Origin of the sequence: Methylobacterium dankookense, from assembly GCF_902141855.1 — a bacterium.
GTDB lineage: Bacteria > Pseudomonadota > Alphaproteobacteria > Rhizobiales > Beijerinckiaceae > Methylobacterium > Methylobacterium dankookense.
Genome location: NZ_CABFVH010000082.1, coordinates 1 through 12634 on the forward strand (window position 1 = coordinate 1; position 12634 = coordinate 12634).

The following is a 12634-nucleotide window of genomic DNA, read 5'->3' on the forward strand; positions in this document are numbered from 1 at the left end:
CCTCCGACACAGCCGGCAGCCGGCTCTCCGGAAGACGCCGCAAAGCCGCCGGCTCCTCAAGACCGTCAAGAATCGACGTCACGCTCTCTCTCTCGGCCACGGTCCACCTCGTCTCGGCCCAGGGTCGGTGCGGGCCTCGCTGGTCGGCGCGGAACTCACTCCACGTCGAGGGGCGCCGTACCCTCGGCGCGCCCGTCCGGCCCGAGGGTGATCCGCTGGATCCGCGCCTCGGCCCGCTTCAGCAAGTGCTCGCAATGCCGCTTCAGCATCTCGCCGCGCTCGTAGATCGCCACCGACTCGTCGAGCGGGACGTCGCCGCGCTCCAGGCGGCGGACGATCTCCTCGAGCTGCTCCAGCGCCTTCTCGAAGGGCAGGTCGGGAGCGGTCGGGGCGGTGTCGGGGCGGCTCGCGTTCATCCCTGATGGCATCCTTTGGACCGGTTCTAGGGCGGAGCGCGCCTCCGCGACAACCCGAGGGCTCCTGCGGAGGCGGGCCGGCCCACCGTTTTCGGCTTGGCTGGCGTGGTTCGGCCACACCCGCGCGGGGGCGGCCGGAGCGGCTCGGCTACTCGAAGGCGAAGCGGAAGGGCGCGCCCTCGAAGGCGTCGGCGCCGCGGCCGATCGACTCGATCGCCGCGACCATGCGGCCCTCGCGCCCGAGCAGGCGGTCGGCGAGCTCCACGAAGCGGCGGTTGGGTGTGGCCGAGGGCGAGGCGGCGCGCAAGCCACGCGCGAGCTCGGCCTCGTCGCGCTCCGGGCTGAGCGCGCAGGCGGCGATGTAGGCCGCGGCCGTCGAGCGGCTGATCCCGGCATAGCAGTGGATGACGAGCGGCTTCTCCCGCGGCCAGGCGCGGATGAAGGCGAGGATCCGCTCCACATGCGCGTCCTCGGCGAGGACGTGGCCCTCGCGCGCCGCGGCGATGTCGCTCACCGCGATCACCGCCCGGCATTCCGGCGGCACGGAAGCGGGCAGCTCCGGGGCCGCGCCCGAGGTGAGCAGGCTGAGGACGTGGCCGGCGCCGGTCGCCGCGACGGTCTCGGGCAGGCGGGCGAGGGAGCAGACGTGGAGGGTCGGCACGGGGGCGATCTCGGGACTATGCGGCGGCAAGCGTGGTGAAGCGGTCGAGGTAGCGCGCCTGCGCCGCAGCGGTCGGCCAGGGCTCGGCGAGGGCCAGGACCGCCTCGGGCAGCGGCTCGGCCCGGCCGAAATAGCGCGCCGCCTCCGATTCGGAGAAGCCCGCGAGCCGCACCGCCTCCACATGGGCGGCGATCCGGTCGGCGCGCTTCACGAGGCGGGCGAAGGCAGGATCGGGCGCGGGCAGCCCGAAGCGGCGGCGGATCGCAGCGAGGAGCCGGCGCTCCACGCCGCGATAGGCGTCGCCGATCGCGCCCTTCAGGGGCGAGATGATGTCGCCGATCACGTATTCGGGCGCGTCGTGGATCAGCAGCTCCAGCCCCTCGCCCCGCGTGCAGCCGGGCCGGAGATGGCGGCCCACCGCCTCGACGAGCAGGCTGTGCTGGGCCACCGAGAAGACGTGCTCGCCCGCCGTCTGCCCGTTCCAGCGCGCGACCCGGGCGAGGCCGTGGGCGATGTCGGCGAGCTCGATGTCGAGGGGGGAGGGGTCGAGCAGGTCGAGGCGGCGCCCCGAGAGCATGCGCTGCCACGCCCGCGGCGGGGCGGCGCTCACCGGGGACCGCCGAGGCCGGCGCAGGGGGCGTGGCGGTGGCAGCCGACGAGGTGGTCGTTGACGAGGCCGGTCGCCTGCATGAAAGCGTGGACGATGGTCGGCCCGCAGAAGCCGAACCCCTCCGCCTTCAGGGCCTTGCTGATCCGCCGCGAGAGGGGCGTCTCGGGCAGGATGCCGGCCCGGCTCTCGGCCGTGCCCTGGACGGGCGATCCGTCCACGAAATCCCACAGGAAGCTTGAGAATCCCGCGCCGCTCTCCTCGATCCGCAGCCAGGCGCGGGCGCCGCGGATGGTCGCCTCGATCTTGGCCCGGTTGCGGATGATGCGGGCGTCCCCCATCAGCCGGGCGACGTCGTCCGCGCTGAACCGGGCGATCCGCTCCGGCTCGAACTCCGCGAAGGCCGCGCGAAACCCCTCGCGGCGGCGCAGGATGGTGATCCAGGACAGGCCGGCCTGGAACCCGTCGAGGATCAGCTTCTCGTAGAGCGCGCGGCCATCATGCTCCGGCACGCCCCACTCGGTGTCGTGGTAGGCGACGTAGAGGGGGTCGAGCCCGGCCCACCAGCAGCGGGGGCAACCATCGGGATGGGCGATCAGGCCGGTCTCTGACATGCCCCCGGTTTAACGAGAACAGGAGCGGAACGCCATGGCTCAGGCCGCCGGCTCGCCCGCCGCCTCCGGCATCGCGAATTGCGCGTAGGCCGGTCGCTCCAGCGCCACCGCGCGGCCGCCGGCCCGCAGCGTCTCGCCCGCGGCCAGCGCGTCGCCGAGCCGGTCGAGGCGGACCATCGCGAGGCCGCGGGCGCCGGCAGCGCTGCCCGTGGTGCCGAGCACCTTCCCCCCGGCCGTCACCTCGGTGCCGGGGGCCACGGCCTCGCCCTCGGGATAGCGCGCGGCGAGCAGCCGGGTGCGGGCGGTGCCGCGGTGCTGCATGCGCGAGACCACCTCCTGGCCGACATAGCAGCCCTTCCGGAAATCCACGCCGCCGAGCTGGTCCATCAGCGCCTCGTGCGGGAAGGCGTCGCCATAGGCGAAGTCGCGCCCGCCCTCGGGCACCGCGAGGGCGATGCGGTGGGCGTGGTAATCCTGCGCGCTCGCATCCGCCGAGAAGGCGCCCTCCTCGGCGTAGAGGCGGGCGCCGAGATCGACGGCGCGGGCATCGGCCGCGCGCTCGACCTCGGCCGACGGGGCGGCGCCATCCCAGGCGGAGGCGACCGCCACAGTCGGGTCGGCGGCGATCTCGACCTTGGCGCGCAGGCGGTAGAGGCCCAGGCGCCGGGCGAGGCCTGCGGCCTGGTCGGCGGCGCAGTCGAGGCGGAAGCCGCCCGCCACCCGCGAGATCAGGAAGTCGAACAGGATCTTGCCCTGTGGCGTCAGCAAGGCGCCGAGCCGCGCCTCGGCCTCACCCAGATTGGCGACGTTGCAGGTCAGCACGCCCTGGAGCAGGTCGGTCGCGTCCTCGCCCGTCACCGTGACGAGGGCGCGGTCCGGCAGAAGCGCGATCGGCATGACAGGTCCTGATCCTCGTCGTGGCCCTCCCGGGGCTTTGCACGGGAGCCGGGCGTGACATAAGCCCCGCGGGACAGCGCCTCAACCGCCCGGGAGATCTCCGATGGACCAGCCCTTCGACCTCGTCCTCACTGGCGGCACCGTGGTCAACCACGACGGCGAGCATCGGGCCGATCTCGGCATCCGGGCCGGGCGCATCGCCGAGATCGGCGATCTCGGGCGCGCCGACGCGGCGGAGCGGCAGGATTGCACCGGCCTCCACCTCCTGCCCGGCGTCATCGACAGCCAGGTGCATTTCCGCGAGCCCGGCCTCGACCACAAGGAGGATCTCGAATCCGGCTCGCGCGCCGCGGTGATGGGCGGCGTGACGGCGGTGTTCGAGATGCCGAACACCAATCCGCTCACCACGAGCGCCGAGACGCTGGCCGACAAGGTGTCGCGCGCGCATCACCGCATGCATTGCGACTTCGCCTTCTGGGTCGGCGGCACGCACGAGAACGCCGACAAGGTGGCCGAGCTGGAGCGCCTGCCCGGGGCGGCGGGCATCAAGGTCTTCGTCGGCTCCTCCACCGGCGCGCTGCTGGTGGAGGACGATGCGGGCGTGCGCGCCATCCTCCGGAACATCCGCCGCCGCGCCGCCTTCCACGCCGAGGACGAGCCGATGCTGCGCGAGCGCAAGACCCTGCGCGTGCCGAACGACCCTGCCTCGCACCCGGTCTGGCGCTCGCCCGAGGCCGCGCTCAAGGCCACCGAGCGCCTCGTGGCGCTCGCCCACGAGACCGGCGCGCGCATCCACATCCTGCACATCTCCACGAAGGAGGAGATGGTCTTCCTCGCCGAGCACAAGGACGTGGCGAGCTGCGAGGTGACGCCGCACCACCTCACCCTCGACGGCACCGAGGCCTATCCCCGCCTCGGCACGCTGGTGCAGATGAACCCGCCCGTGCGCGACGCCGAGCACCGGGCCGGGATCTGGCGCGGCTTGAGCCAGGGCGTCGCCGACGTGCTCGGCTCCGACCACGCGCCGCATACGCTGGAGGAGAAGGCCAAGCCCTACCCGGATTCGCCCTCCGGCATGACCGGCGTGCAGACGCTGGTGCCGACGATGCTCGACCACGTGGCGGCGGGCCGGCTCTCGCTCGCCCGCCTCGTGGACCTCACCAGCGCCGGCCCGAAGCGGCTGTTCGGCATCGCCCGCAAGGGCCGCCTCGCGGTCGGCTACGATGCCGATGTGACGGTGGTGGACCTGAAGCGGCGCGAGACCATCCGCAACGGCTGGATCGCCTCGAAATGCGGCTGGACGCCCTATGACGGCGTCACCGTCACCGGCTGGCCGGTCGGCACCGTGGTGCGCGGCGCGCGGGTGATGTGGGACGGGATCCTGACGGCGCCGTCCCGAGGCGAGGCGGTGCTGTTCGAGGAGGCGCTGGCAGGCTGATACGGCTTCCGGCCGATCGGATCGGCCCCGTGCAATCCCTCGCCCCGCTTGCGGGGAGAGGGCTCAGCCGAAGGTGAAGGAGCGATTCCGATGAAGTCTCTTCCGGATTCACCACCGCTTCGGCTTCGCCTCCGCTTCCCACAGGCTCGACAAGGTGCCTGTGGGCCTCTCCCCGCCGGGCGGGGAGAGGGGGACCCGCGTCAGGCCCGTGCGTCGGTCAGGATCTCCGCTTCCGTGCGCCCGATCCTCAGTGCTGCAGCGTCGTGGTGAAGGCGCCGCCGCGGATGCGCTCGGGGAATCCTTCGGCGTAGCGGGCCGTGGCCTCCTCGCCATAGGTGGTGACGAGTTCCTGGAAGGCCGCGAACAGGGCGGCCTGGGCCATGCAATCGGCGTCGAGCCCGTCGAGGCAGCCTTCGGCGAATGCCTCCGAGACGTAACTCAAGGCGACGCGCTTCTCCTCCACATCGGCCTCGACCGGGGTAGGGTGAAAGGTCTGGTGAAGCATGGCGCGTCGTTTCCCTCGCGCCGGGTTCGTGACCCGGCGACAGGACGAATGATAGGCGGCTCGAAGGGCGCCGACCAGTCGGGAATTTCGCGTCGGTTAACGCGGCCCGGAGGATTTGCACTTTCCCGCAACGGATCCACGGGTGTTGCGCGCGTGCATCAGCCCCCGAAACGGCCGGCCAGGCCGTGGGACAGGCGCTCGCCCTCGGCGACGAAGCGGGTCACCGCCTCCTGCGCCGCGGGCGTGCAGATCCGGTAGGTCACCGCATAGGCGCGGTAGCCGCGGTTGAAGGCGCCGGCGAGGCGGTCGCGCCGGTTGGGAGTGACGCCCTCGGCCTCGATCAGGGCCTTCATCCGGTTGGGCCATTCCGCCGCGTCGGGGGCGGCGCAGAGACCGCGCAGGAAGGCCAGCGACCCGATGATCTCGGCGAGCCGCATCAGGTCGCGGTCGTAGGGCGCCGGCTGCTCGGGCGGCGGGGGCGGCTCCTTTTCCTTCTCCGGAGCCTTCTGGGCCGGCCGGGCCCCGCGCTGCTGGGCCTCGGCGGGCGAGCCGGCCCCCATCAGGGAGAGGCAGCAGAGCAGGGCGGCGCAGGCCCGCACGATCCTGGGATTCCAAAGGGACAAGTCCCTTTGGCAGGGTGCCGGGGCGGAGCCCTGGCTTTCATCCCCAGGGCTCCGCCCTGGACCCGCCAAAGGGATGATCCCTTTGGAATCCCGGCCGTGGTCCGTCACAGGGTGGGCTCCAGGGCGGCGACCCGGGCGAAGGCTTCCGTGAGCGTGCCGATCAGGCCGGGCGTGGTCTCGAGGCCGGCGACCTCGTCGAGCCGGGCCCAGCGCACGCCGAGCGCCTCCGGCCCCGGCATCGGCTCGCCCGCCGTCCACAGGGCGGCGTGGGGCAGCACCACGTAATGGTGGCGGGCGCGGCCCTCGCCATCGCGCTCGATGATCTCGGTGGGGGTCAGCACGCCGACCACCTGCGCCTCCAGGCCGACCTCCTCCTGCAGTTCGCGCAACGCCGCCTCGGCCAAAGTCTCGCCCGCCTCGACCTTGCCGCCGGGCAGCGTCCAGACGCCGCGCATCGGCTCGTTGGCGCGGGCGGCGAGCAGCACCCGGCCGTCGCGGATCACCGCGATCGAGGCGCCGACGATGGGCCGTGCCGGGAAGAGGCGCGTCTCGGGCCCGCTCACGGCGCCACCACGGCGACGCGACCGTCCGCGAGCCCGACGAGGAGGCGGGAGGATGCCCCGCGCCCGAGGGCGGCGACTCCGGTGGCGGCGGGGGCGGGCAGGGGGGCACGCAGGCGCTCGCGCGGCGGCCCGCCCTTGAACCCAACCACGGCGAGCGCGGTGCCGCCCGCAGCGGGGAGGGCGAGCTCGGCGGGGCCGTCCTTGTCCGGCTCGACGAGGGCGGCGAGGTCGGCCTCGGGCGGGCCGGCACCGTAGCCCGGGGCCTCGCCGACCAGGGCGAGGGCGTCGGCCGCGAGGGACCAGACCTGAAGCGTGCCGTCGGCCCGCACGGCGGCGGCCTGCGGCGCGCCGGGCGCCGAGAAGGGGCCGACCGCCGCCAGCCGGACCGGGCCGCCCGCCTGGACCGGCATGCGCGCGAGGACGGCCCAGTCCGCGCCCTCCTTCCGCCCGATCAGCGCGAGGCCACCGCCCGTCCCCTCGAGGGTCGCCGCGAGGAAGGCCGGCTTGCCGGCGAGGCGCAGCGCCCGCGGCCGGGCGGTCGAGAAGACGGCGTCGGCACCGGCCGGGACCGTCGCCGTCGTGACCGGCACCGGCTTCGGATCGGCGCTCACCGCCATGGGCTGGCGCTCGCGGATGGTCAGGGCGGCTGCGCCCGGCAGGCCGCCCCCGCCGCGGGTCGGCCCGGTGAGGTAGGCGCTCAGGGCCCCGGCCAGCGCCCGGCGCGAGCCGGGCAGGGCGCCGCGCGGCGTCTCGGCCGCGGCGAGCCCCTCGATCGCCTCGGCGCCGAGCAGGGTGGTGCGGATCTGCCCCTCGGCGAGGCTCAGCGCCGCGCCTCCGCCTTCGCCCCAGACCACGACCACCGGCGCGCGATCCTCCTCGCCGGTCTCCGGGACGGGATCGCCGGGGCGCGGCCGGGCGAGCGGCAGCAGGCCGGAGGTCGCCACGGCGACCGCAACCTCGCTCGTCGGCCCCCGCATGGCGGCGACGCGGAAGGGCAGGTCGAGCACGCTCACCTGCGGCTCGGCCGCGGCGGGTCCGGCTGCGACCAGGGTGATCAGCAGCGCGCCGGCCCACCGGGCGGCATCAGACATGCTGGCCGCCGTTGATGTGCAGCTCCGCGCCGTTCACGTAGGAGGAGGCCTCGGTGCACAGGAAGTAGATCGCCTTGGCGACCTCGTCCGGCGTGCCGAGCCGGCGCTGCGGGATCTGCTCCACGAGCTTCTCGGTGCCGGGCGAGAGGATCGAGGTGTCGATCTCGCCGGGGGAGATCGCGTTGACGCGCACGCCGAGCGGCCCGAAATCCGCGGCCATCTCGCGGGTGAGGCCGGCCAGCGCCGCCTTCGAGGTGCCGTAGGCGGCACCCGCGAAGGGGTGCACGCGCGAGCCCGCGATCGAGGTCACGTTGACGATCGAGCCCTTGGCCCGGGCGAGCTCCCCCTTCAGCCCTCCGGCGAGCAGGATCGGCGCGAAGAAGTTCACCTGGAACACCCGCTGCCAGTCGGAGAAGGGGGTGGCGATGGCGCCGAGCCGCCCGCCATCCGACCCCTTGGGCGAGATGCCGGCATTGTTGACGAGGGCGTGCAGCACGCCGCCCTCGGCGGCCAGGCGCTCGGCCACCTCGCGCACGCCGCGCTCGGTGTCGGCGGCGTCGGCGAGGTCGACCTGGAGATGGTCCTCGGGCCCCATCTCCCACGGGCAATTCTCGGGGAAGGGGTGGCGCGAGCAGGTGATGACGCGCCATCCGGCCGCAGAGAAGCGCTTCACGGTGGCATGGCCGATGCCGCGACTCGCTCCCGTGAGGAGCATGATGCGGCGGCGCTCGTTGACGGGTGTGGGCAAGGCCTGCCTCGCTGCGATCCGCGGCTGCCGCGAGGCGCCGCCCGCCGACGGACTGAGGAGGTGGTCTAAGCGCTGCGGGGCGGAAAATCCAGGGCGTGCGCTGCCGCATGGGCGAGCGCGCGGGGCCCTTGACCGGGGCCTGGCCCCGGTGTCTGGCGAGGCGCAGCCCCCGAGGAGCCCGCCATGTCCGACCCCGCCCGCGACCGCCTGCCGCCGATCCCGGAGGCCGATCTCAGCCCCGAGCAGCGGGCGGCGGCGGCCTCCTTCGCGGAGACCCGCGGCACCCCGGTCTTCGGCCCGTTCTGGCCGCTGATCCGCAGCCCCGAGATGATGCTGCGGGCGAGCGACATGGGGATGTACCTGCGCTACCGCAGCGCCCTGCCGCTGGGCCTGAGCGAGTTCGCGATCCTCGTCGTGGCACGGCTCTGGAGCCAGCAGGTCGAGTGGCACATCCACCACCCGATCGCCCTCAAGGCGGGTGTCCTGCCCGAGACGGCCGCCGCCATCGCGGAGGGTCGCCGGCCAGAGACGATGAGCGCGGACGAAGCCCTGGCCTACGCCTTCTCGACGGAGCTCCAGGGGAACCGCGCGGTCTCGGACGCCACCTACGCCGCCCTCGTCGCCCGCTTCGGCGAGCGCGGCGCCATCGATCTCGCCGGCATCAACGGCTACTACGCGCTGCTCGCCATGACCATGAACGTCGCCCGCACCGCCCTGCCGGAGGGCACCGAGCCGCCGCTGAAGCCGCTGACGCCCTGACGTTTCGTCAGAGCGCTCTCCGCCGAAGTGGATGCCGGTTCGGCGAAAGAGAGCGCGTCAAATCAAAGGCTTAGAGCCGTTCCTGATGGCAGCGTGATCGGGAGCGGCTCTAGCGCGCCGCGCCGTCCGCCCGGGCGAGCTCGCGCCATTCCAGCACCAGCCGCTCGAAGGAGGCGAGGTCCTGCGGCGCGATCCGCCCCAGCGTGCGCCCGACATAGGCCGCCTGCGCGGCGAGCCCCCGCACGGCGAGGTCGCGGCCCGCCTCCGTCAGGTGCAGGGCGTGCGAGCGCCGGTCGCCGGGGATGGCGCGCCGCTCGACGAGGCCGGCCTCGACCAAGCGGTCGATCAGCCCCGAGACGTTGCCCTTGGTCACGTAGAGCCGCTCGGCCAGCTCCTGCTGGGTCAGGCCCTCGCGCTCGGTCAGCGTCGAGAGCACGTCGAATTGCGGGATCGAGAGGCCGAGCGCGCGCAGCTCCGTGCCGATCGCCGCCGTGACCCGGCGGCTCAGGCGGATGAAGCGGAACCAGACCCGGAGCGGGTCGGCATGCGGGCTGGGCTCGGGACGCGACATGGCATTCCAAGCTATACCAGAGTGGCCGCGCAGCTTCATCCGGGCCGGCGGCGCCGTCCCCTGCCGGGTGCAACCGTTCCGCTTCCTGCCGCGTCGTGGGGATTGTAAGGTCCCGTCCCGAAAAACCCCGTCCGAGTGTCCATGCGCCGCCTTCTGTTCGAGGAGCCCGTCACCCGCGCCGGCCCGCTGGCGCGCCGGCTCGCCCTGCTCTCGCTCCTCGTCACCGGGCTCGCCCTGGTGCTGGTGCGCGATCCGCGGGCCGAGACCGTGCCGGCGCTCGCCACGCTCGCCGCCGGCCTCGGGGTCGCGGCCCTGGCGATCCTCGCCGCCGCCTTCGCCTTCGTGCGGGTCTGGCGGGAGGGCGCGCGGGGCCTCGGCGCGGCCCTGGCCGGGCTGTTCCTGGCGGCCGTGATCCTGGCCTATCCGGCCTATGCGGCGATCCGCGGCCTGCGCCTGCCGGCGCTCGCCGACATCACCACCGACGTCGACAATCCGCCCGCCTTCTCGCGCTCGCGCGCCGCCTTCGCCGCCCGGGACGGCCGCTATCCGGCCGATCCCGGCCCCGCCGCCCGCGAGCGCCAGCGCGCGGCCTATCCGCAGGTCGCGCCGCTCACCCTCGACATCGACGCCGACGAGGCCTTCGAGCTGGCGCGCAAGGCGGCGGTGAACCGGAAATGGCAGATCGTCGAGGCGATCCGGCCGGGCGGGCGCCTCGGCAACGGGCGGATCGAGGCGGTCTCGCGCGGCCTCGTGCTCAACCTGCCCGACGACGTGACCGTGCGCGTGCATCCCCGCGCGGACGGCGCCCGCATCGACGTGCGCTCGGCCTCCCGCCTCGGCGACCGCGACTTCGGCGCCAATGCCGACCGGATCCGGGCCTATCTCGACGAGGTCGCCAATCTCGCGCTCGCCGTGAAGTGAACGAACCGGGGCTCTGCCCCGGCGCCCCGCCAAAGGGATGATCCCTTTGGGATCCCAGACCTCATCGCCATCCGCCGGGCGCGGTGATCCCGACCCTGCGTCGGGATCACCGCACTCTGGTATCAAGCCGCGGCGAGCGGCTTGGAAACGTCTTCGAGGGACTTGCCCTCGGCAGCCGTGCCCCAGATCCAGCCGACCACCGAGGCGATCAGCATGAGCGCGGCGCCCAACAGGTAGCCGGCGAAGACTGCACCGCGCGAGCCGCTCTCGACCAGAGTCCCGAACAGGAGCGGCCCCGAGACGCCGCCGATCCCGGTGCCGAGCGCGTAGAAGGCCGCGATGGCGAGCGCCCGGATCTCGAGCGGGAAGGTCTCGGCCACGGTCAGGTAGGCCGAGCTCGCCGCGGCGGAGGCGAAGAAGAACACCACCATCCAGGCCGCCGTCTGCCCGGTGGCGCCGAGCGCCTCGATCTTGAACAGGTAGCCGGCGATGGCGAGCAGCACCGCCGAGATGCCGTAGGTGAAGGCGATCATCGGCCGGCGCCCGACCGTGTCGAAGAAGCGCCCGAGCACCACGGGTCCGAGGAAGGAGCCGAGCGCGAAGGGCAGCAGGTACCAGCCGACATGGCCGCCCGGCACGCCGTAGAAGCGCTCCAGCACCAGGGCGTAGGTGAAGAACAGCGCGTTGTAGAAGAAGGCCTGGCCGATCATCAGGCACAGCCCCACCAGCGTCTGCTTGCGGCTCGTCACGAACATCGCCTGCGCCACCTCCGAGAGCGGGGTGTGGTGCCGGACCTTGAGCCGGTTGTGCTTCGAGCCGTCGGGCGGGGGCAGGGTGACGCCGTGGTCGGTGAAGCGCTTCTCGATGCCCGTCACCACCCGGTCGGCCTCGGCCGCGTAGCCGTGGGTGACGAGCCAGCGCGGGCTCTCCGGGATCCAGCGGCGCAGGAACAGGATGGCGAGGCCGATGCCGCCACCCACGAAGAAGGCCACGCGCCAGCCCCAGGCCGGGTCGATCACCTCCGGCCGCAGCAGCACGATCGACAGGAAGGAGCCGAGCGCCGCGCCGATCCAGAACGAGCCGTTGATGACGAGGTTCGTCCAGCCGCGCGCGCTCGCCGGGACCAGCTCCTGGATGGTGGAGTTGATCGCCGTGTACTCGCCGCCGATCCCCGCCCCCGTGAGGAAGCGGAAGATGCAGAAGCTGTAGATGTTCCACGACAGGCCCGTCGCCGCGGTGGCGCAGAGGTAGAGGGCGAGCGTGATGAAGAACAGCTTCTTGCGCCCGATCCGGTCGGTGAGCCAGCCGAAGCCGACCGCGCCCGTCACCGCACCGACGAGGTAGGAACTCGCCGCCAACCCCACGTCGAACTCGGTGAAGGACATGGGCGGCTGCCGCAGCGCGCCGACCAGCGAGCCGGCGAGCGTCACCTCCAGCCCGTCGAGCACCCAGGTGATGCCGAGCGCGACGATGACGAGGACATGGAAGCGACCCCAGGGCAGGCGGTCGAGCCGCGCCGAGATGTCGGTATCGATCACCGCGCCGACCGGGGCCCGCTCCGGGGTGGCGCCGGCCTCGCGTCCGGTCTCGACCTTGCTCGCCATGGAGGTGTTTACCTTGTCTCGGAAGAGATGTTCACGACGGAGCCGCGGGTGTTGGGAAGTCGTAATCCCGACACCCCGTTGAGAGCGGCCTTCACCGGACCCGGTGCCAACTAGGGCGTTCCTTCGGAATGCCCTCCCATGACGTCCCAAACTCCCGGCCGGGCCGGCCGGATCCTCCTGCTCGCGCTCCTCGCCGGCCTCGTCCCGGCCCGTGCCGCCGAGAACGGCCCGGGCGTGGCCCGCCCCCGCATCGAGCTCGGCGCCGAGGTCTGGCGCCTGCGCCCGGCCGGCGACGCGGCCGCCCCGCCGCAGCGCGACGCGCGCGGGCGGCCCGTCACCGAGATCCCGGAGACGCGCCGCAACGTGCGCATGGTCTATCCGGCGCTCACCGAGGCGCGGTGGTGACGAGCGCCGCCTAGAGCCGTTCCCGATCGCGTTGCAATCAGGAACGGCTCTAAGCTTTTGTTATGACGCGCTCTCTTGCGCCGAACCGGTGCCCACTTCGGCGGAGAGCTCTCTAGGTCGCGGACTCATTAAGTTCGCAGCCAGACCCGCAGGGCTGCGAGCTTGACGCTGGCGAGGAAGTTGTCGGGGTCCTTGTCGTAGCGCGTGGCGA

General features: G+C 73.2%; 16 protein-coding genes and 1 pseudogene. 4 read left to right on the forward strand and 13 right to left on the reverse strand.

Annotation, left to right across the window (positions count from 1 at the left end; genetic code table 11):
• Positions 1–155 precede the first annotated feature (155 nt).
• From MTDSW087_RS28660 to ygfZ, 5 genes are all read right to left on the reverse strand, one after another.
• Positions 156–416, reverse strand: a complete 261-nt coding sequence (locus tag MTDSW087_RS28660; RefSeq protein WP_144769034.1) for an exodeoxyribonuclease VII small subunit — start codon at positions 414–416, stop codon at positions 156–158.
• 148 nt (positions 417–564) lie between these two features.
• Entirely contained in the window at positions 565–1077 is a 513-nt protein-coding gene (locus tag MTDSW087_RS28665; RefSeq protein WP_144769036.1) for a tyrosine phosphatase family protein, read from the reverse strand.
• A 16-nt stretch (positions 1078–1093) separates the two neighbouring features.
• The gene (locus MTDSW087_RS28670) at positions 1094–1654 is read right to left on the reverse strand and encodes an HD domain-containing protein (protein WP_144769056.1); all 561 of its coding nucleotides are present in this window, start codon (positions 1652–1654) and stop codon (positions 1094–1096) included.
• A 29-nt stretch (positions 1655–1683) separates the two neighbouring features.
• On the reverse strand, positions 1684–2298 hold the full coding sequence (locus tag MTDSW087_RS28675) for a DNA-3-methyladenine glycosylase I (RefSeq protein WP_144769038.1): 615 nt from the start codon (positions 2296–2298) through the stop codon (positions 1684–1686).
• A gap of 39 nt (positions 2299–2337) precedes the next feature.
• Positions 2338–3195 carry a CAF17-like 4Fe-4S cluster assembly/insertion protein YgfZ gene (ygfZ, locus tag MTDSW087_RS28680; protein WP_144769040.1) on the reverse strand — a complete coding sequence of 286 codons (858 nt, stop codon included), beginning with the start codon at positions 3193–3195 and terminating at the stop codon, positions 2338–2340.
• 103 nt (positions 3196–3298) lie between these two features.
• On the opposite strand from ygfZ, the gene MTDSW087_RS28685 reads away from it, so the two are divergent.
• Complete coding sequence (locus MTDSW087_RS28685) at positions 3299–4633, forward strand: dihydroorotase (protein WP_144769042.1); 1335 nt, start codon at positions 3299–3301, stop codon at positions 4631–4633.
• Between the two features lie 247 nt (positions 4634–4880).
• Here the strand turns inward: MTDSW087_RS28685 and MTDSW087_RS28690 are convergent, their stop codons facing one another.
• The 5 genes from MTDSW087_RS28690 to MTDSW087_RS28710 all read right to left on the reverse strand — a co-directional run bounded on the left by MTDSW087_RS28690 (position 4881) and on the right by MTDSW087_RS28710 (position 8130).
• A complete protein-coding gene (locus MTDSW087_RS28690) occupies positions 4881–5138 on the reverse strand; it encodes a hypothetical protein (protein ID WP_142583837.1) in 258 nt (85 codons plus the stop codon).
• 158 nt (positions 5139–5296) lie between these two features.
• The gene (locus MTDSW087_RS28695) at positions 5297–5698 is read right to left on the reverse strand and encodes a TIGR02301 family protein (protein ID WP_144769058.1); all 402 of its coding nucleotides are present in this window, start codon (positions 5696–5698) and stop codon (positions 5297–5299) included.
• A gap of 167 nt (positions 5699–5865) precedes the next feature.
• Positions 5866–6324 carry an NUDIX hydrolase gene (locus tag MTDSW087_RS28700; RefSeq protein ID WP_144769044.1) on the reverse strand — a complete coding sequence of 153 codons (459 nt, stop codon included), beginning with the start codon at positions 6322–6324 and terminating at the stop codon, positions 5866–5868.
• Complete coding sequence (locus MTDSW087_RS28705; protein WP_144769046.1) at positions 6321–7415, reverse strand: hypothetical protein; 1095 nt, start codon at positions 7413–7415, stop codon at positions 6321–6323. The genes MTDSW087_RS28700 and MTDSW087_RS28705 overlap by 4 nt, the downstream gene beginning before the upstream one ends.
• Complete coding sequence (locus tag MTDSW087_RS28710) at positions 7408–8130, reverse strand: SDR family NAD(P)-dependent oxidoreductase (protein ID WP_144769060.1); 723 nt, start codon at positions 8128–8130, stop codon at positions 7408–7410. Before MTDSW087_RS28710 ends, MTDSW087_RS28705 begins: the two co-directional genes overlap by 8 nt.
• A 216-nt stretch (positions 8131–8346) precedes the next feature.
• Between MTDSW087_RS28710 and MTDSW087_RS28715 the strand changes: the two genes are divergently transcribed.
• The gene (locus tag MTDSW087_RS28715; RefSeq protein WP_144769048.1) at positions 8347–8922 is read left to right on the forward strand and encodes a carboxymuconolactone decarboxylase family protein; all 576 of its coding nucleotides are present in this window, start codon (positions 8347–8349) and stop codon (positions 8920–8922) included.
• 109 nt (positions 8923–9031) lie between these two features.
• Here MTDSW087_RS28715 and MTDSW087_RS28720 read toward each other — a convergent pair whose 3' ends face one another.
• Positions 9032–9493, reverse strand: coding sequence for a MarR family winged helix-turn-helix transcriptional regulator (locus tag MTDSW087_RS28720; protein ID WP_144769049.1), 462 nt, complete (start codon positions 9491–9493; stop codon positions 9032–9034).
• 141 nt (positions 9494–9634) lie between these two features.
• Between MTDSW087_RS28720 and MTDSW087_RS28725 the strand changes: the two genes are divergently transcribed.
• Positions 9635–10414 (forward strand): DUF1499 domain-containing protein, encoded by a 780-nt coding sequence (locus MTDSW087_RS28725; RefSeq protein WP_144769050.1) that lies wholly within the window; start codon positions 9635–9637, stop codon positions 10412–10414.
• 122 nt (positions 10415–10536) lie between these two features.
• Here MTDSW087_RS28725 and MTDSW087_RS28730 read toward each other — a convergent pair whose 3' ends face one another.
• On the reverse strand, positions 10537–12018 hold the full coding sequence (locus MTDSW087_RS28730) for an MFS transporter (RefSeq protein WP_144769052.1): 1482 nt from the start codon (positions 12016–12018) through the stop codon (positions 10537–10539).
• Between the two features lie 138 nt (positions 12019–12156).
• On the opposite strand from MTDSW087_RS28730, the gene MTDSW087_RS28735 reads away from it, so the two are divergent.
• Positions 12157–12423 (forward strand): hypothetical protein, encoded by a 267-nt coding sequence (locus tag MTDSW087_RS28735; protein ID WP_144769054.1) that lies wholly within the window; start codon positions 12157–12159, stop codon positions 12421–12423.
• 128 nt (positions 12424–12551) lie between these two features.
• Here the strand turns inward: MTDSW087_RS28735 and MTDSW087_RS28740 are convergent.
• Positions 12552–12634 (reverse strand): annotated as a pseudogene (locus MTDSW087_RS28740) (IS5/IS1182 family transposase); the annotation flags it as partial.